This window comes from Segatella copri, assembly GCF_949820605.1.
GTDB lineage: Bacteria > Bacteroidota > Bacteroidia > Bacteroidales > Bacteroidaceae > Prevotella.
Window position 1 is genome coordinate 770,389 of the sequence record NZ_CATKVU010000006.1, and the last position, 18,959, is coordinate 789,347.

Annotated in this window: 14 protein-coding genes; all 14 read left to right on the top strand. The window is 45.3% G+C overall.

Annotated elements, in window-relative coordinates:
- Positions 1 to 895: 895 nt before the first annotated feature.
- The 14 genes from RCO84_RS04195 to RCO84_RS04260 all read left to right on the top strand — a co-directional run bounded on the left by RCO84_RS04195 (position 896) and on the right by RCO84_RS04260 (position 18,877).
- A complete protein-coding gene (locus RCO84_RS04195) occupies positions 896 to 2,452 on the top strand; it encodes an IS1182 family transposase (protein WP_317584030.1) in 1,557 nt (518 codons plus the stop codon).
- Positions 2,453 to 3,338: 886 nt separating this feature from the next.
- Positions 3,339 to 3,674 carry a hypothetical protein gene (locus RCO84_RS04200; RefSeq protein WP_144155182.1) on the top strand — a complete coding sequence of 112 codons (336 nt, stop codon included), beginning with the start codon at positions 3,339 to 3,341 and terminating at the stop codon, positions 3,672 to 3,674.
- Between the two features lie 7 nt (positions 3,675 to 3,681).
- On the top strand, positions 3,682 to 5,190 hold the full coding sequence (locus RCO84_RS04205) for a type I restriction-modification system subunit M (protein WP_317584032.1): 1,509 nt from the start codon (positions 3,682 to 3,684) through the stop codon (positions 5,188 to 5,190).
- 3 nt (positions 5,191 to 5,193) lie between these two features.
- Entirely contained in the window at positions 5,194 to 6,387 is a 1,194-nt protein-coding gene (locus RCO84_RS04210; protein WP_186292330.1) for a restriction endonuclease subunit S, read from the top strand.
- Positions 6,388 to 6,435: 48 nt separating this feature from the next.
- Positions 6,436 to 9,480: a type I restriction endonuclease subunit R gene (locus RCO84_RS04215; protein WP_317584034.1), complete on the top strand. Its 3,045-nt coding sequence runs from the start codon at positions 6,436 to 6,438 to the stop codon at positions 9,478 to 9,480.
- A 276-nt stretch (positions 9,481 to 9,756) separates the two neighbouring features.
- Positions 9,757 to 11,121, top strand: coding sequence for a hypothetical protein (locus tag RCO84_RS04220; RefSeq protein ID WP_317584036.1), 1,365 nt, complete (start codon positions 9,757 to 9,759; stop codon positions 11,119 to 11,121).
- Positions 11,122 to 11,296: 175 nt separating this feature from the next.
- Positions 11,297 to 11,878 carry a type IV toxin-antitoxin system AbiEi family antitoxin domain-containing protein gene (locus RCO84_RS04225; RefSeq protein WP_317584038.1) on the top strand — a complete coding sequence of 194 codons (582 nt, stop codon included), beginning with the start codon at positions 11,297 to 11,299 and terminating at the stop codon, positions 11,876 to 11,878.
- A gap of 1 nt (position 11,879) precedes the next feature.
- Positions 11,880 to 12,746 (top strand): nucleotidyl transferase AbiEii/AbiGii toxin family protein, encoded by an 867-nt coding sequence (locus tag RCO84_RS04230; RefSeq protein WP_317584040.1) that lies wholly within the window; start codon positions 11,880 to 11,882, stop codon positions 12,744 to 12,746.
- A 315-nt stretch (positions 12,747 to 13,061) separates the two neighbouring features.
- A complete protein-coding gene (locus RCO84_RS04235) occupies positions 13,062 to 13,922 on the top strand; it encodes an Rpn family recombination-promoting nuclease/putative transposase (protein ID WP_317573670.1) in 861 nt (286 codons plus the stop codon).
- A 480-nt stretch (positions 13,923 to 14,402) separates the two neighbouring features.
- Positions 14,403 to 14,684, top strand: a complete 282-nt coding sequence (locus RCO84_RS04240) for a DUF3127 domain-containing protein (RefSeq protein WP_118063867.1) — start codon at positions 14,403 to 14,405, stop codon at positions 14,682 to 14,684.
- Between the two features lie 148 nt (positions 14,685 to 14,832).
- A complete protein-coding gene (locus tag RCO84_RS04245) occupies positions 14,833 to 15,252 on the top strand; it encodes a hypothetical protein (protein ID WP_260849779.1) in 420 nt (139 codons plus the stop codon).
- Between the two features lie 41 nt (positions 15,253 to 15,293).
- Entirely contained in the window at positions 15,294 to 17,822 is a 2,529-nt protein-coding gene (locus tag RCO84_RS04250; RefSeq protein ID WP_317584043.1) for a DUF3987 domain-containing protein, read from the top strand.
- A gap of 122 nt (positions 17,823 to 17,944) precedes the next feature.
- Positions 17,945 to 18,454 (top strand): DUF5675 family protein, encoded by a 510-nt coding sequence (locus tag RCO84_RS04255; protein ID WP_144155355.1) that lies wholly within the window; start codon positions 17,945 to 17,947, stop codon positions 18,452 to 18,454.
- 15 nt (positions 18,455 to 18,469) lie between these two features.
- Positions 18,470 to 18,877: an N-acetylmuramoyl-L-alanine amidase gene (locus tag RCO84_RS04260; protein WP_264900326.1), complete on the top strand. Its 408-nt coding sequence runs from the start codon at positions 18,470 to 18,472 to the stop codon at positions 18,875 to 18,877.
- The last annotated feature ends 82 nt before the right edge of the window (positions 18,878 to 18,959 follow it).

Consider the following 18,959-nt stretch of genomic DNA (forward strand, 5'->3'; position numbering starts at 1 on the left):
TTGAATGTTGAATGTTGAGTGTTGAATGTTGAATTTTTTGTGGGGCGGATAGGCTGGGCTAGGGGCTAGCACCCTAGCCAGTCTATCCTTGGGCTATTCAAGGCCGTCGCCAGTATCGTCCTTGCCGGTAGTACCGCCGGTTGATTCAGAGCCTTGGCCTTCGCTGCCGGTCTGACCGGTGTTTGAACCACCTGGAGTAGAACCGCCTGGCGTATTATCCGGAGTAGTTGGCGCGTTGAGGTCAACGTTGGTCTTGCCCTCCTTAATCGCCTTGATAACGGCTGCCTGAGCACTGCGGCTGGCTACGAGGTTGAACTCGGCTTCGTCGCGAAGGTTCTTGAACTCCTCGTGTTTTGCAACTCCCCAGAACGCCCCGTTCCTGCCGTTTTCGGGGTCTTCATTGATGACCGGCGCCTGCCATCATTTATGACCCGTGTTGGTCTTAATAGAAGACCCGAGCAAGGCACAAAAGGCTGTTCTTTCGATTGCCGGTGCAAAGATACAACATTTTCGGGCAGAATACAAGCTTTCACCCTGACTTTCTATGTGAGAAAAGCTATAAGTAGCTGTAATACAATAAGTTCTATTGATTTTCTATCTGAACTTTATTGCAGAAACAATGAAAAAGCAAGAAAAGACTCGGAAGTAGCTGAAGAAATGAAAAGGGGTCATTTGGTGTCAATGTCATTTAGGGTCATTTGGAAAAGTAAATGTCACTTTCTTTGCTATGAGGGTGTGTCATAAGTCTGTGACGCACCCCTTTTTATTTTTTGCCTTTTCACAGATACGAAATCTTTAAAAAACATTTTTATTTACAACAAAGCCCAAACTTTCACAAGCTCGGGCTTTGCCTTTCCGCAAAAGATTTGTATCTTTGCAGAAAACTTCTTTAAGTATGGCAAAGATACAAATAAAATCTGAAACTCGGCACGAATTGAGCTTTTTTCCTAACTCTTTCGATGATTATGTGCCAAAAGACAGCAAAGTTCGTATGGTGGATCGTATTGTTCGCAGTATGGACATCAACCCTCTCATGGATACCTATGATGGGATTGGTGCTCCTCCTTACAGTCCGAAGATGCTTCTAAGTTTAGTTGTTTTTGCCTATATCAATGGCGTTTATTCCTGTCGTGGCATAGCGGACGCACTTAAATACGATGTTCGCTATATGTGGATTTGTGGAGGTAAGCAATTATCTTTCGCAACAATCAACCGCTTTAGATCCCATCATATGATTAAATGCATCGACTTTTATTTTGATGCGGTCGTCTCCATATTGGTTGAAAAGGGCGTGATTAGTCTGGAGGAACAATATGTTGATGGTACTAAGATAGAGTCGAAAGCAAACAAGTACACGTTTGTATGGAAGAAGACCGTGGAAAAGAACAGGGCTAAGCTCTTGGAAAAGACCTCTGCTGCATTGGCTCAGATAAAAGAACAAATTCGCCTGAATGGCGGGAGTGACATTAAGGAAGAAGACAGCGAGCCAGCCACTTCCGCCAAGGATGTAGAGAGAAGTGCACGTTTGTGTGAGAGGCAAGTGAAGAACCTTCCTAAGGCAAAGCTTACAGGAAGAGAGAAGCAAAAGCTAAATACTCAGATAGATCACTTGTTCAAAGCCTCGGACAAACTGTGCGAGTATGAAAAATCACTGGATATACTGGGCGAGAGAAACAGTTACTCCAAGACCGATCCCGATGCGACCTTCATGCGCCTCAAGGAAGATGCCATGAACAATGGGCAGACAAAGCCTGCCTATAACCTTCAAATTGCGACAGAGAATCAATATTGGACGAATTTCGCCCTTTATCCCAATCCAACAGACACCCTGACCTTCAAGCCTTTTTTGGATAAGTACAAGAAAAGATATGGAAAGCAATCCAAGAGCGTCACCGCAGACTCAGGGTATGGCTCGGAGGAGAACTACGAGTACCTAGAGATGGAAGAAATGGTGGGTTATGTAAAGTACAACTGGTTTCACAAGGAACAGCATAAGCCTTTCAAGGAGGATGCCTTCAACCAAGCGAACTTCTACTACAACAGGGATGATGACTATTATGTCTGCCCCATGGGACAACACATGGAACCTTGTGGACAACGGCAAACGAAAAGTGACTCCGGCTATGTGTCTGTCATTACATTATATAGAGCACAACGATGTGATGGATGTCCGCTTGGAAGTCTCTGCAAGAAATCCAAAGGCAACAGAACCATATATGTCAACCATAAACTGAATGCATATAAAAAGGAAGCCTTCCTGCTACTAACGTCTGAAGAGGGCTTGAAACACAGAAGCCAGCGACCGATAGAGCCGGAAGCTGTATTTGGGCAGATGAAGGCAGATATGCATTATAAGCGATTCAGGCATTTTGGAATGGACAAGGTTTACATGGATCTAGGATTGTTCGGAATGGGATTCAATTTGAAGAAATATTTGGGTATAAAACGATAAAACTCAATTTTGTTTTTTTTATCGTCAGGGATAACTATGCCCTTTTGTGAGCTTTGGGGCTGTTTTGTTATCGATAAAACAAGAAAAGTAAAGTTTCTATACAATATAATAAGATTCCCTTTGTGAAGAAAGACTACGATTCAACTAGAATATATAGAAACACACAAAAAAAGGGTGCGTCATAGACTTATGACACACCCTCATAGTGACTTTTTAACTCTCGGAAAACATAATGACCCTAAATGACTTTGACCTAATGACCCACTAAGTGTAATGCTTGAATGGATTGTTTGTTAGAGTGTGTGATAGTTCTAAATCACTTGTGTATGAGATGGTTATGAAAGTTTATATCAGTTGTGCTTTATTTATGTGTGTATAATGATAATCTACATTCTCTGGTGAGAAATACTGCATATTGCACCGCTCTAGTGCTCATTTCCTCCCTCCCAATTCTTTGTATTTGTCAAAAATATCTACCTTTGGAGTATGGTTTCACGTCCGAGGAGGGGCATTTTTTACCCTTAGAAGAGGGGGTAAAACATCTTCCTAACCCCCATATTTTGCATTTTTCCGTTAAATAACGTGATAAAATTCTTGGGTTTGCCAACTTTTTATTATCTTTGCTAGCAATTAACAAATTATTGACGTAGCAATAGTCCGGAAAACTAGAAACTACATAATAACAATACTAAGATGAAAAGATATAACTGGTTGATGTACAAAGTTTTAGGGGGGGGGTAATTTTGCTCAGGCAAAGTTAGCCCAATATCATCATGTTCTTATCCGCAGGCGAATATTATCTTATTTTTATATGATAATAGTCGCTTTTTTTATGCTTTCTTCCACCGCCTGTTCTAGCGACGAAGAAACAGAAAAATCAGAGGTTTTGGATTACAAAACCACATTTTTAGCCCACGAATGGCAGATTTCAGCCCTTTATCAGCGCGTTGGAAGTATCTTTATCGACGTAAAAGAGGCTCCTTTGTTCTGCAGTTTCACCTCAGATGCGATTTCTTTCTCCAAAACGACGGAAGTGAACCACTTCGACGAAGGCGGTAAAATAACCCAAACTACCACCGAAAACGTTGCTTGCGGTCACTACACCTATTTAATAAAGGAGAACAAAATACAGATAGATAATCAGATATTCACCATTACGGACAACAACGGGACCCTCGTTCTGCAGAATGAGGACTGGAAGCTAGTGCTCGTAGAAAAATAAGCATATTATGGCTAAGAAACAAGATACAATCAGCATTGGTTTTGAAGAGAAAATATGGAAGGCTGCCGATATTCTGAGAGGCAACCTCAGCGCTTCGCAATACGAGGGTGTGGTGCTCGGACTCATTTTTCTGAAATACATCAGCGACCGCTTCGAGCAGAAGTTCCAGGAGCTGCAGGGCGACGAATACGCCGACCCGGAAGATAAGGACGAATACACCGCCGAGAACATCTTCTTTGTGCCTGCTGAAGCCCGATGGAGCAAGATTAGTGCTGCTGCCCACACCCCGGAAATAGGCGTGATAATAGATGAAGCACTTACTGCCATTGAGCGAGAAAACGAAAGACTGAAGGGCATTCTGCCTAAGAATTTCGCCCGTCCGGAGCTTGACAAGCGCCGTCTGGGTGATGTGGTAGATCTCTTTACGAACATAGAAATGCACGATGCTGGCGAGGAGAAAGACCTGCTGGGCAGAACCTACGAATACTGTCTGCAGCAGTTTGCCAGCCTGGAGGGCAAGAATGGTGGCGAGTTCTATACGCCTTCCTGCATTGTCCGCACGCTGGTAGAGATACTGGAGCCTTACGAGGGCAGAGTCTATGACCCTTGCTGCGGAAGCGGTGGTATGTTTGTGCAGAGCGCCAAGTTTATAGAGCGCCACAAGGGAAACCTGCGCAAAATCAGTATCTATGGTCAGGAGGCAAACCCTGATACGTGGAAGATGGCGCACATGAACCTTGCCATCCGTGGCTTGGATGCGAACTTAGGAAAAGTCTTTGCCGACACATTCTATGATGACCAGCACCCTACGCTGAAGGCAGATTACATTCTTGCCAATCCTCCTTTCAACCTCAGCGACTGGGGGCAGAGTGCGCTTCAGGAAGATGTGCGCTGGCAGTATGGTTTGCCACCTGCTGGCAACGCCAACTTTGCGTGGATGCAGCACATGATTCACCATCTGGCACCTAACGGAAAGATAGGTTTGGTGCTGGCGAATGGTGCGCTTTCGAGTCAGAGTGGCGGCGAGGGACAGATTCGCCAAGCCATCATCGAAGCCGACCTGGTAGAGGGAATCGTGGCTTTGCCTTCTCAGTTGTTCTACAGTACGGGTATTCCTGTAAGTCTTTGGTTTATCAGCCGCAACAAGGCGCAGAAGGGCAAGACTGTGTTTATCGACGCCCGTAATCTGGGCACGATGGTTACCCGCAAGCTTCGTGAGCTGATGCCTGATACGGACATCAAGAAGATTACCGACACCTTCCATGCGTTCCAGCAGGGAACCCTGGAGGATGAAAAAGGCTTCTGTGCCGTATGCACCACTGAGCAGATTGCCGAGCAAGATTACATCCTGACTCCTGGCAGATACGTAGGAATCGCCGAAGACGAAGGAGACGGAGTGCCTTTCGAGGAGAAAATGATGACTCTAACCGGAGAGCTGAAGCAGCTGTTTGAGGAAAGCAAGAAGCAGGAAGAAGAGATCAGATTGCAGTTGAAGAAAATTGGATGGGAGGTGTAAAGTATGGAGTGGAAAGAAGTTAGATTGGGGGATGTGTGCTCTGAACTAAGTGATGGCTTACATAAAGCTCCTAAGTTTATTGTGAATGGAGAATATATATTTGTCAATGCAAAAAACTTGTATAATGGTTATATTCTTGATAATGACCCAACAAAAAAGACAAGTCATGAAGAATATTTAAAGTACAAGAAACCATTGGGCAAACATTCAATTCTTTACTCTATTGATGGAACGATAGGCAATATTGCAAAATATAGAGGAGAAAAATGTGTATTGGGCAAAGGTGCTTGCTATATAAATTGTAATCCAGAAATTGTAGAATCTTCGTATCTCTACTATCAATTACAAAGCCCTCATTTTAAGTCATATATCCATTTGATGAGTACAGGGTCAACAATAAAACATATTTCCCTGAAGACCATGAGAGATTATGTTTTTGAATTGCCTTCTCTTGAAGACCAGCGCCACATAGCCTCCATCCTTTCTTCTCTCGACCGGAAGATAGAGATGAACAACAAGATCAATGCTGATTTGGAGGAGATGGCGCAGGCTATTTTCAAGAATTGGTTCGTTGACTTTGAGCCTTTCAAGGATGGTAAGTTCGTGGATAGTGAATTGGGAATGATTCCGGAAGGATGGAAAGTAGGAAGCCCATATGAATATGTGAAAGTTGTTTATGGTGCTCCTTATAAATCTGCAAAGTTCAATGATAATGGAGAAGGTCTTCCTTTAATAAGAATTAGGGATTTAAAAGATTGCAATCCGCAATTCTATACACCGGAAATACTTCCGCAAACAGAATATGTTAATATGGGAGACATAGTTGCTGGTATGGATGCAGAATTTGTCCCTCATATTTGGAAAGGTAATACGGGATTGCTGAATCAGCGAGTGTGCAAATTAATGCCGCAACAGACATCAATTAGCAATTTGTTTGTTCTTTATTTAATGAAACCAGAGTTAGAATTTGTTCAGTCATACAAAACGGGAACAACTGTTAGTCATTTGGGTAAAGCAGACATAGATAAGTTTGTTGTTGTTCTTCCTCCTTTGAAAGTAGTAGAAGAATGTAGTAAAATACTTGATTCAATACTTCAAAGAATAAAGAATATCTCAGCAGAATCTCGCAACCTCTCAACTCTCCGCGACACCCTTCTCCCTCGCTTAATGTCAGGCGAGCTGGAAGTCCCGGAATAAGAAGAGCTACGAAAGAAAATAACGAGAAAGAAAATTAAAAATATCATTATGGCAGACGACAAGAAATTCACCGAAGACGCATACGAGCAAACGCTCATTGCCCTGTTCCGCGACGAACTCGGCTATGCGTACGAATGTGGCTACGAGGTGGAGCGCGACTATAAGGAGCCTTTCTATCGTGCCGATTTGGTCGCCTCGATGCGACGGCTTAATCCTGAACTGCCAGCCGATGTAATGGATGAAGGAATCAAGCAAATCACCAACATCTGCATCGGTACTTTAGAACAGAACAACGAGCAGTTTACCCTCTGGATGCAAAACGGTCTGGAGGTGGAATTCCTGCAGAATGGCGAAGAACGAACAGCCCTGATGCGGCTCATCGACTTCGACCATCCCGAAAGAAACCTCTTCAAGGTGGTGAACCAGTGGCGAGTAGAAGAGTATAAGAACAAGCGCTGCGACATGGTGGTGATGGTCAACGGATTGCCCCTCGTGGTGGTGGAGCTGAAAAGCGCCATTTCCGAAGATGCAACCGTAGAAGATGCCTACAAGCAGATCAAGAACTATCAGCAGAGCATTCCAAGCCTCTTCAGCTACAACGCCTTCAACGTAATCAGCGACATGAGCGAGACCCGTGCCGGAACCATCACTGCCAAGCTAGAACGCTACATGGAATGGAAGACCGTGGACGGCTCATACGAGTCAACCCTCTTTGCCGACTATCGCACCTTCTTCCTCGGTATGTTCCAGCAGCAGCGACTGCTCGACATCCTGCAGAACTTCATCTGCTTCGACAAGAACCAGGGCAAATACGCCAAGATTCTTACCGCCTACCACCAGTACTACGCCGTGGGCAAAGCCCTGCAGCGCACCCGTACCGCAGTGGAAGGCAACGGAAAAATCGGCGTGTTCTGGCACACGCAGGGTTCGGGCAAGAGCCTCTCCATGGTGTTCTACGCCCACCAGCTGGTGCAACGGTTGCCCGAAGTAACCATCGTGGTAGTAACCGACCGCAAGGACCTCGACAACCAGCTCTTCGGTCAGTTCTGCCGCTGCCAGGACTTCCTTCGTCAGGAACCACAGAACGCCCAGAGCCGTGAAGACCTGGGCAATCTGCTGCGTAACCGAAAGAGTGGGGGAATCATCTTTACCACCATTCAGAAGTTTGAAGAAGGCGATTCGGCACTCTCCACCCGTCGCAACATCATCGTGATGACCGATGAGGCGCACCGCTCGCAATACGGCGAAGAGCACTGGGACAACAAGAGCCTGACGATGAAGAAGGGATTCAGCCAGAAGATGAGAGAAGCCCTGCCAGGTGCCTCATTTATTGGCTTCACCGGAACGCCTATCAGCGACCGCGACAGAGACACGGAGGAAGTGTTCGGCAACTACATCGACGTTTACGACATGAGTCAGGCGGTAGATGATGGAGCCACCCGTCCGGTTTATTACGAGAGCCGTGTGGTGAACCTGAACCTCGATGAAGACACGATGAACCTGTTGAACGATGAGTTCGACAACCTGGCCGATGAGGGAGCCACCGAGGAGCAAATCAGGCAGGCAAAGCAGGAGCACAGCCGACTGGAAGTACTCCTGGGTGAAGACGCCACCATCGACACGCTGGTAAGGGATATTGTGAAGCACTACGAGGAAAACCGTGCGCAGGAACTCACCGGCAAGGCAATGATTGTGGCACTGACCCGAAGCATCGCCATCAAAATCTACCGCAAGATGCTGGAACTTCGCCCCGGGTGGACGGAGAAGGTAAAGGTAGTGATGAGCGGTTCGAACCAGGACCCCGAAGACTGGCAGCCGATTATCGGCAACGAAGCCTACAAGAAGGAACTGGCAAGAAAATTCAAGGACAACGACGATGAGATGAAAATCGCCATCGTAAGAGATATGTGGCTCACGGGTTTCGATGTTCCGTCGCTCGCCACCATGTACGTATATAAACCGATGAGCGGTCATAATCTGATGCAGGCAATAGCCCGTGTGAACCGTGTGTTCCCGGGCAAGGAAGGCGGACTGATAGTGGATTACGTAGGCATTGCGCAGGCGCTGAAGAGTGCCATGCAGCAGTACACCAACCGTGATCGCCGCCGCTTTGGAGACCCCGACATCGCCAAGACCGCCCTGGTGAAATGGAAAGAAGAGATGGAAATCTGCCGAGACCAGCTTCATGGTTTCGACTATTCCGGCTTCTTCGAACAGGACAACTCGAAGCGAGCCCTCGCCATTACGGGCGGAGCCAACTTCCTGAGTTCTCCAGCCATGGTTCAGCGCAAGAAGAACTTTATGGAGCACAGCAATCTGCTTCACAATGCCACCACGCTCTGCCGTTCGCTCCTGAATGAGCAGCAGAAGGCAGAGGTGTGCTACATGGATGCGCTGCGCGTGATGATGCTCAAACTCTCGCAGAAGGGCAAGATCAGCCGCCATGAAATCAACGAGCGCATCGGTGAGCTGCTCCGTCAGAGTGTGAAGACCGACGGAGTAATCAATCTCTTCGGCGACCACCAGATAGAGTTCTCGCTCTTCGACGACGCCTTCATCCAGGAGGTGAAGAACATGAAGGAGCGCAACCTGGCTGTGGAACTGCTCACCAAACTGATGAAAGAAAAAATCAAGCAGCAGAAGAAGACCAACGTGGTTCAGAGCGACCTCTTCTCCGACATGCTCAGCCAGAGTCTCTCCAACTATCTGAAGGGCTTGCTCACCAACGAGGAAGTGATAGAGGAACTGTTGAAGATGGCTCAGCAGATGAAGCAGGCAGAAGCAGAGGGCAACGACCTGGGACTTTCGCCCGAGGAGAAGGCATTCTATGATGCGCTCTCCACGCCCGAAGGAGTGCGGCAGGCTTACTCCGACGAGGAGTTTGTGGCGCTGACCCGGGAACTGACAGAAGTCTTGCACCGCAACCGCACCATCGACTGGAACCGGAAGGAATCGGCGAGGGCGAAAATGCGAGTGATGGTGAAGCGACTGCTCAAGAAGTATAAGTATCCACCAGAGGGTGCAGAAAAGGCGCTGGAAACCGTGATGCGCCAATGCGACCACTGGGCGGATGATGAAGATAACGTAGTATAAACCCTTTAAAATTTGAAGTAAGAAACAGAAAGTAAACAAGAGAAAATAACATATAGATATTGACGCTGATTATCTGACACTTCTACGGTATTCAGAACCTGCAATTCAGAAATTCGGTAAGAAGACGGTGACAGCAAGGCGTCCACTCCTCTACGGCGTGGGCAGTACTTGTTTGTACCTTACCGAAGGTTCTTGCAGGTACCCGAATACCGGTACTTACAGGGAACCCCATGCCGCTTATTAAAACAACAAAACAATCAAACCTATAAAAAGAATATGCAGACAGAGGAAACACCCAATACTGACAATAACTACAATTCTCTTCTGAAGATTTCATCAGAAGAAGATCTTTTTGTGGAAGATGAAGTAACAGGAGTCAAGAAATACGCTCCAGTAACAACTACTGATGTGGGTCAGTTTAAGAGAGAGGCAGAACATTTGTATAAGGAGATTCAGCATGCTAAAGATGTATTTAGTTGGAATGCAGGAAAGCATAAAGGCCTTACCTGTTATTTTCATATTTACCAGAACCTTGCCAAGCAGTTGACAGATTTTCTTAAATATATTCATACGCTCCATAAGAAAGTCTACATTTCCATCTACAAGAGCTATGATGATGAATTCATGGGGATTTATACAGATGTTTTAGAGAAGGTGCTCCAGGAAATTCAGACCATCGCCCGGAAGCATTCAGACTATTTGCTCGATAAGGAAGAGGAGTATGGTCAGATTCCCTATGCTAAGGCTATTTACGAGCAATGCGAGAAGCTTAAAGTTCCTGTAGGAGACGATTATCCGCGTTTTGATTCCCATTACAAGAACTTTGTCTCTACTGGTTTGCAGATGTCTTTGGCAGAAACCATCTCCACAGTAAGTACTATTTGTGCTGATTTCCTAGCCTTATACAGAACCCGCTTTTTCCGCACCGACCGTGAGGCTGTTATTATTTACCATTATATCAAGCGAATTTTCGACGAGGGCACGCTACCTGACCATCTGAAACATGAGGTAAAGGTAAAGAAGCACCGCATGGAAAGCAGGAGAATAGCCATTACCAACGACAGCTTACAGAAAGTGATGGATGGGGTTGAGGATAAATACAACAATTATACGCTTTGTTCTGACTGGTTTGAGCGAGAGGAGGATGAGGAAGAAGAACTTGTCCGTACGCTAGTCAGGGAGCAGGCTTCGCCCGAGGATTTTGAAACGCTGTTCAAGTATCAGGGTGAGCATAAAATGTGGGAGGCAGAAATTGCCAGGGCTGATGATTTTGAGCGTAACAGCGACTCTTTCTTTGTGAACTGGGTAGATTCCATAAAGTTGGAGGAGAAGTTGAAGTTCTGGATAAAGGGCAACATTACGTCTCAGCAAAGCTGGTACATAGTCTGGTGCCTGATGAAATATACGTTCCACATGGTGCGTGATAATCAGGACAAGGCAGCCTTTGCCGCCCGCATGAACCTGATGTTTCCGGATGCAGAAAAGAAATGTGTGGTTGAGTCGTTCCGCAAGCAGGAAACGCAGAAGAACCACAACCACCATTTTTCGGAGTGGCTTGAGGGTTCAGACCCCGATTATCATACCGCCCAGGATCTGTATTATAAGCTGGCGAAAAGGGATGGTTATATGAGAAGTATTTGAGTTGGTATAGGAAAGTAGAGAGGAAGATTTAGAGATAACTATCGTCCCTGGGCATAAAACAAGGATAAATCCGGTAATATTCTACGGCTTTTTTGAAAATATTCCGTAGAATATTACCGCTTTTCAAAAAAATATTGTATTTTTGCAGCGACAATGATATTAATATAAATGTGATATGGACAATATAGTTTGTAAAGTGGAAGCACTAGGAGGCACAATCTCTACTACTGATATTCCTCATATGGCAGAGTATAAGCGATTGTTGAGAGCTAAGGAACGTGGCGACTTGATCAAGTTGCGCCAGGGCATTTATGCTGTTCCGGAAGCCCTGCTGAATACAATGATAGATGTGGAGCGGATTGTACCTAAAGGTGTTGTGTGTCTATACAATGCCTGGGCTTATCATCAGCTTTCGACAACTGTTCCACCAGCTTTTTGCATTGCCATCGCCAATAAACGGAAAGTAGAGATTCCTGAAACGCTTCCGATAGAATTGTATTATTGGAAGAAGGAGAATCTGGAGTTTGGCATTATGGAAGCAGAAATATCCGGTTTTCATGTTCGCATAACCGACTTGGAGCGAAGTGTTTGTGATGCAGTGAAATACAGAAACAAATTGGGGCTGGATGTTTGTGCGGAAGTAATTCGTTCTTATTTGAGAAAGCCCAATCGCAATCTTACTCGTTTGCAGGATTACGCCCAACGCCTCAGAGTGTTTAATACATTGAAAAATTATCTTGAAATAGCAATAGAATAAGATGGGAAAGAAAAACTACGGTAAGTCTGTTAAGACCCGCTTGCTCAATCTGATGAATGAGACAGGCTATAAATATATGTATCTCTTGGCAAGATATTTCAACGAGAGGTTGCTTTACAGAGTATCTGTAAGCCAATATAAGGACAATTTTTTGCTGAAAGGTGGCTCTTTGCTTTATGCTATGAACGGACTTGAGGCACGTCCTACAGTAGATGTTGATTTCATGGCAGATAGAATTAGCCGTGATAGGGATTTCCTTGCGCACGTGTTCCAGGAAATTTTGGGCATTGTATGCGATGAGGATGGAGTATCGTTTGATGTTGACAGCATCAAGTTAGAACCTATCACCGTCGAAAAGAAATATCCTGGCACCCGATTCTATTTTACTGCCCACATGGATACCATTTCTTATAACATGTCTGTTGACATTGGCTTTGGTGATGTTGTAACTCCATATCCAACAACTATTGACTTCCCATTGCTTTTGCCTGACATTCCATCTGTGAACATACAGGCATATTCCTTGGAGACTGTTGTTGCCGAGAAATTCCATACGATGATAGACCGAGATGTGCTCAACAGTCGCATGAAAGATTTCTTCGACTGTTACCAACTCCTGACAAAGAGAGACTTGTCTGATGACACATTATATGATGCGATTAAGGCGACTTTCGATAATAGAGGGCTTACATACAATCCCGAATTGCAGTTGTTTACAGAAAGTTTTGCGACAGACGCAGCACGTATAGTTCGCTGGAAAGCATTTCTGAAAAAGATTCAATGGAAAGAAACTCTTGATTTCAAGACTGTTATGGAAGTAATAAAGGAAAGGTTGCAGCCTATGGCAGAAAGATATTGGGGAAAGTAGTGCGTTGTGGAGTCGTCTCGCAAGCAGGAAACGCAGAAGAACCACAACCACCATTTTTCGGAGTGGCTTGAAAGCTCCGATCCCGATTATCATACCGCCCAGGATCTGTATTATAAGCTGGCGAAAAGGGATGGTTATATGAGAAGTATTTGAGGGAGGATGGAGAAGGGAAGGTGCGATGGGAGGGCGCCTTCCCTTTTCTCTCTACATATCTCTTTCTTTTCCTTATTTTGAAAGAAAATTCTAGAATTTCTTGGCAGTTTCAATAAAAAAGTGTATCTTCGCAGCAGATTTTAGAATCTAAATTGATAATTTATGGGTAGATACATCAACCCCTTTACCGACTGGGGCTTCAAGCGTCTCTTCGGTCAAGAGTTCAGCAAGGACTTGCTGATTAATTTTTTGAACGACTTGTTTGAAGGCGAGTTTCAAATCAAGGACGTAACATTCAAGGATAAGGAACAGCTTGGAGATACTAATGATCTCCGTGGCTGCATCTTTGACATCTATTGTGTTACCGACGATGACAAGCATTTCATCGTTGAGATGCAGAACAGATGGGTACCTTTCTTTGTGAATCGTTCCATCTATTATGCTAGTAAGGCTTTTGTTGCCCAACGCAAGAAATTTGATGAAGCTGGTGTCCGCACAGCTATTTTATACCAGTTTGTACCGGTTTATGTGGTTTGCATCATGAATTTTATGCCAAAGGAGCATGAGGTGACAAAGTTTAGGACAGACGTTGCTTTGAGGGAGAAGTCTAGTGACTCGATGTTTTCTGATAAGCTTCGTTTCATCTATCTTTCTCTTCCTTTCTTTGATAAGAGTGAGGAAGAATGCGAGACAGGTTTTGAAAAATGGATTTATGTTTTGAAGTATATGGAAGTATTGGAAAGATTGCCTTTTACGGCACAGAAGAAGATATTCAATCATCTTGCTAAATTGGCGGATGTTCGTTGCTTGAGTAGTGAGGAGCAGGAAAAATACGATGAAAGTATTAAGGCTGTTGATGATTACTACTCTGGCCTTTATGGCTCGTATATTGAAGGCGAGGAAAAGGGAATAGCTAAGGGTAGAGTGGAAGTAGCCCGTAACTTGTTGGCAATGGGGATGTCTTGGTCACAAATCATGCAGGCTACCGGATTGACAGAAGAAGAATTGAAACAGCTTCATTAATTTAATCTTACATAGATAGTGTTACAAGCATTTGGGATTATGCATTTTGGGTTGCGTTTTTCCATATAATCTTAAACAAGAATTAAGTTCCCGTTTGGGAATAATATATTTGGGTAACTTTGGTTGCTTTTGTTAAAAGCATCTTCTTCATGGATGGTGAAGGAGGTGCTTTTTTATTTTTATTAGGCAATTTTTCCCAAGATTCCCACGATTTTTCCCAACGTTGGGAAAAATGAGGGATTTTTTGGGGAAAGGGGAATGAATTTTCTGTTTTCTTTACTTTCTAACTCTCTATTTCTTCTTCTTTTTACTTTTTCCCAAGAAATGCCCGATTTTTCCCAAAAACGTGGGTTTTTCGGGGGAGTTGTGGGAAAGGGATTGTTTTGCTTTTTTTTCTGCAGTACTTTTGCAGCGTCGAAGAAACAAGACAACGCCGAAATGGTTTGGTGCTCTTGAAAACCTCTTCGTACATTATATAATATGTATACTCAGATTATGAGAGTGGTGCAGCAGGGCGAGACCTTCGCTGTGCAGAGTCAGAAAAGTGAGAACGGACAGATGATGAAATGTAACATCGTTCTCCAGGAGATGGGCGGCAAGTATGAGAACCAGTATGCTGCGGCAATGTTGGGTAATATGGCCCAGTGTAAGTATGCTCCGGGCGAGCTGGTGGCTGTTACGCTTCGCTTTACTACCCATGAGCACAATGGTCAGGTTTATCAGGATATTCTGGTTACGGACATAGAAAAGGTAAAAGGGTAAAAAAGTAAAAAGGTAAAAAGGGAGGCTTCGCTTGGAGACTTATTGCGGAGATTCTTAGTTATTAACTGAGTTGAAACAGAGGAGGATTTTCCATGGTAAAGCGCGCAACAATCCGGATGTTTCTTCTCCTAAAAATTCAATTCAGATTATGGTTAAGAAAGTAAACAAGGTTCAGAACAATGCTCAGAATAATGTTCAGAACCAGCAGGTGAATAATAATGACTGCCAGCATGTGCAGTTGGGTGGAATGGCTTACTATGATGCTAAGCAGTATTTCCTCTTCAGTCCCCAGGAATCGGGGGTGAATAAGGTTCCTCGATTCCGTTCGATGGGCGTGGCTCAGCAAATGCCTGACGGAACGTTTGATTTCGTGGTTCAGCACCGCCTCAGAACTCAGTCGGAACTGATTAAGAAACTGGCGCATGGTCGTGTGAGCAAGACCAAGGACGGTGCTGTTCAGCTTACCTTGAAGGTGTTCTGCCATGAGGGAATCAACATCGCCCAAACGCTGGCTGTTGAGGCAGAAGAAGGGGCTGAGGCGGTAGTGGATTACCAACTGAAACATTAGGGGTTTGTATTCAACTTAAAACGATAAGTAGAAACAGATAGATGAGTTGTTATTTGATTAAGGTGGAGAACGGGCACAAGGTTGCCCGCTCCATCACTTCGGAAGAGGAGTATAAGCAGTTGCGTGGAAGCAATGAGCAGAAGGCGAATCTTCGTCTGGCTCGTGCCGGAAACGATGCTGCGAAACGGAGACTGGTGCAGTTTAATTATTCCGGCCATTATCCGCAAGGTGTGGTGAAGGGAATGAAACTGCCAAGCGGTGCTTTCGGATTTGATATGGATGAGCCGGAGGCTTTTGCCAAGGCTGCCAAACTGCTGCTGAAAGAACCGGACAAGTACGGACTGCTGATGCTGGAACGCAGTGCACGACAAGGCGGACATGCGGTGTTTGAACGTGAAAAGGGCAAGACGGTTCTGGAGAATCAGGTGAGGATTGCTACGATGCTCAAGTGCGAAATGGATACTTCGGCTCACGACATCAATCGGGTTTATTTCACGACCACATCGGATGACGAAGATCTGCTCTTCCTTTCGCCACGGCTCTTCAAGGATGCTTACGATGAGGCTGCTGTGGCTGCTGAAGGGAAAGTCCTGGAAGAGCGTGAAAGATACGGACAGGAGGAACTGCCGGAAGGGGCGCACAAGGCAAACAAGCATTATGAGCCTTGGAAGGAAGAATTCAAGAAGGATTCTCAAGGGGTTTTTAAGGGGCAGGAATTTAAGAATTCGAGAATTTCTACTTCTGCTGCTTCAGCCTCTACTGCGTCAACTTCTTCTACTGCGTCAACTGCTGCTACTTCAACTACTTCTGCTGCTCAGGACAATTATCTCGGGATTCCTTATGGGGAAATCATTAAGAAGTGGTGGCAGATGTATAATGATGGGCAGGAGCCGATGCGCTCCAACCGCAATACGCTGACCTTTGAGCTGGCTGTGAACCTGCGCCACATCTGTGGTTTTGACCGCAATCTGCTGGCTCAGATTATTCCCTGCTACGATGGGTTTCCCGAGCAGGAAAAGATGGCTTGCATCAACTCGGCATTAAACGAGAAAATCACACAAATGCCTAAGCGGCTGAAGGATGTGCTCTCTACCATCCGTCAGGAACGAATGAAACAGGGAAATGCGGGTGGTGGTTCGGCGACTGACAATGAGGCGCTGGTAAATGCGCTGGACGAGGCTAACGCCAAGGATGATCTGTTCTATTATAATGCGCTGCCTAAGTTGCCGCAAGGCATTCGGGATTCCATCAGCGCAGTGGGTCCGGCACTGGCACTGCCTGTAATCACAGCCATCTGTCCTGCCATCGGAATGCTCGCAACGGGCGTGAAGGTTTCCGTTCACGGCAAGATGAACTCGCTGAATCTCATCTCCTACATCGCCGGTGATTTTGCATCTGGTAAGGGAAGTATTGACCCCGTGATTGACGCATGGACTTCGGAAGTGAAGGAAATGGACAGAATGTATCTACAGAAGGAGGATGAATGGCGAGCCAAGAAACGTGCAGCCAAGAACAAGAAGGAGCAGCCGGAAGAGCCGAAACTGCCTGTAAGATGCTTGACACTGAACAATACGGTGGCGAATCTGGCTGAACGACTGGCGAACACAGAAGGCAAACACGCCTTCTCGTTTACTCCGGAAGCTGACACCGTAGCGCAGAAGTGGAAATCGGCGATGAGCGACTTTTCAGTTATGTTGAGACAGGCTTACGACGGAACATGCTATGAGCGTGAGGCAAGAAGTGCAGATGCAGTGAATGTTCATATAGACAGACTGTTATGGAACGTGGTGATGTGTGGAACGCCTGATGCGCTCTATCGAGTAGTAAGCAATTATACGGATGGTTTCCAGAGCCGTATCATCGTGGCAAAAACGCCCGATAATACCTTCACTCCACTTTCTGACAACATGCATGTAATGAACGAACGCCAACGCAACCGCATTATTCAGATTGCTCATCTTCTGCCTTTGCTGACCGGTGAGGTGGTTCTGCCCAAGCTGGAGAATAAGGGTAGGGAATGGCTGGAACAGATAAGACTGGAAACAATGAAAAATGACGACAAGGTGAAAGCCCGCCAGCGTTTCCGTATCTGTCCAACCACCATGAGATTGATGACCTGCATCATGCTCTGCAAGGTTCTGGAAACGCTGATTCAGAAGCATGGTTTCAATGGAGCCGAGAAACAGCTGAAGGAGTCACCTGACTTGTGGAAGGGAATGCTCGTAAAGATGCAGACACCAACTATGCTGAATGTCTTTGATGTGCTGGCTGACTATCAGTTGGATAATGCGCTCTACTTCTTCCGTAGCCGTATTGAAGAGGCTTTCTCATCAAAGGATTATTGCTGCCAATCTGCTTGGGACCGTTGTCGTCGGGGTAAGAATGATTCCATCTTCGAACGTCTGGACGTAACCTTCACCTTCGAACAGGCAGAGCAGCAGAGTGTTGCTGTTAAAGGGGCAAGTGCCACTCATGAATCAGTGAAACAGATGCTGAAAAACTGGAAACGCCAGGGCTTAATCAGCGTATTGCCAGACAGACATTATCAGAAAGTTTCGCCTACCATATAATTTTGGAGGGTTATTAAGGGTCAAGGTCACTAAGTGTCATCAAGTTTTTCGGGTTCTTAAATCAGCCTTAATGGCCGGCCTTGATCCAATTATTCATTATCAATTATTAATTGTAAATTATCATGAACATCAATATATTCCGCCGTCGCTTCACTCCATGGAGTGTGGATGGCACAATGGTTATAGGTGGCAAGATTTTCTGCGACACCTTAGAACGTCCTAACCGTCATTTGCCAGCAGGACGTTATAAGATTTCTCTTATTCCTACCAAGCAAAAGAAGGTGTCGGAGACAAAGAAGAAAAATAAGTATGAAAGAGGAAAATATGAAATTGTTATCAAGCCTGTTATTCTGTTGAGATCCAATTACGTGCCTCGTACTGTTAGGCGCAGAGCTCGCTTCGTGCCTGGCAACGGTCCGCTACGTCTGAGAAACAAGAGTATCATTCTGGGCAAGTCTCATTATACCGGAATCGTTACGCAATCAGAAGAATGCTATAATGCATTTTGCCAGTTGTTGGATGAGGAATTCAAGAGGATGAAGAAAAAGCATCTACCGTGCAGAATCAATCTGTTTATCAGGGATTTGGGTGTTGACGAAATCCCCTTCAATTATCTGCTTATTTTTCAATAATTAATATTCAATATCATGCGTAAGATAAAGGAAATCATCATTCATTGCAGTGCGACCAAGGAAGGTCGCAACTTCACCGTAGCGGATATTGACCGCTGGCACCGGGAGCGCGGACTGCGCTGCATAGGTTATCATTTCGTGATTTATCGTGACGGCAGCATTCATGTAGGTCGTGCGATAGAGGAGGTCGGCGCCCATTGCAAGGGCCATAATTCCATCAGTATAGGCGTCTGCTACATCGGCGGCTTATCAAAGAAAGGCAAGCCGAAGGATACAAGAACCCGAGAACAGAAAGCGGCAATGCGCTCGCTCATCGAGCAGCTGAAGGAGGAATATCCATTAGCCACGATTCATGGTCATAATGAATTTGCCAACAAAGCCTGCCCCTGCTTTGATGTAAAGAAGGAGTGGGGGAAGGAGTAAACACAAAAATAGCGGATCTTCACAGACCCGCTATTTTCTAACATTTTAAATTTTAAAACAATGTTTATTGTAAATTTTCTAG

Coding starts and splice junctions, on each gene's coding strand:
- RCO84_RS04195 (WP_317584030.1), top strand. CDS start 896: ATGGCAAAGATACAAATAAAATCTGAAACTCGGCACGAATTGAGCTTT.
- RCO84_RS04205 (WP_317584032.1), top strand. CDS start 3,682: ATGGCTAAGAAACAAGATACAATCAGCATTGGTTTTGAAGAGAAAATA.
- RCO84_RS04210 (WP_186292330.1), top strand. CDS start 5,194: ATGGAGTGGAAAGAAGTTAGATTGGGGGATGTGTGCTCTGAACTAAGT.
- RCO84_RS04215 (WP_317584034.1), top strand. CDS start 6,436: ATGGCAGACGACAAGAAATTCACCGAAGACGCATACGAGCAAACGCTC.
- RCO84_RS04220 (WP_317584036.1), top strand. CDS start 9,757: ATGCAGACAGAGGAAACACCCAATACTGACAATAACTACAATTCTCTT.
- RCO84_RS04225 (WP_317584038.1), top strand. CDS start 11,297: ATGGACAATATAGTTTGTAAAGTGGAAGCACTAGGAGGCACAATCTCT.
- RCO84_RS04230 (WP_317584040.1), top strand. CDS start 11,880: ATGGGAAAGAAAAACTACGGTAAGTCTGTTAAGACCCGCTTGCTCAAT.
- RCO84_RS04235 (WP_317573670.1), top strand. CDS start 13,062: ATGGGTAGATACATCAACCCCTTTACCGACTGGGGCTTCAAGCGTCTC.
- RCO84_RS04240 (WP_118063867.1), top strand. CDS start 14,403: ATGTATACTCAGATTATGAGAGTGGTGCAGCAGGGCGAGACCTTCGCT.
- RCO84_RS04245 (WP_260849779.1), top strand. CDS start 14,833: ATGGTTAAGAAAGTAAACAAGGTTCAGAACAATGCTCAGAATAATGTT.
- RCO84_RS04250 (WP_317584043.1), top strand. CDS start 15,294: ATGAGTTGTTATTTGATTAAGGTGGAGAACGGGCACAAGGTTGCCCGC.
- RCO84_RS04255 (WP_144155355.1), top strand. CDS start 17,945: ATGAACATCAATATATTCCGCCGTCGCTTCACTCCATGGAGTGTGGAT.
- RCO84_RS04260 (WP_264900326.1), top strand. CDS start 18,470: ATGCGTAAGATAAAGGAAATCATCATTCATTGCAGTGCGACCAAGGAA.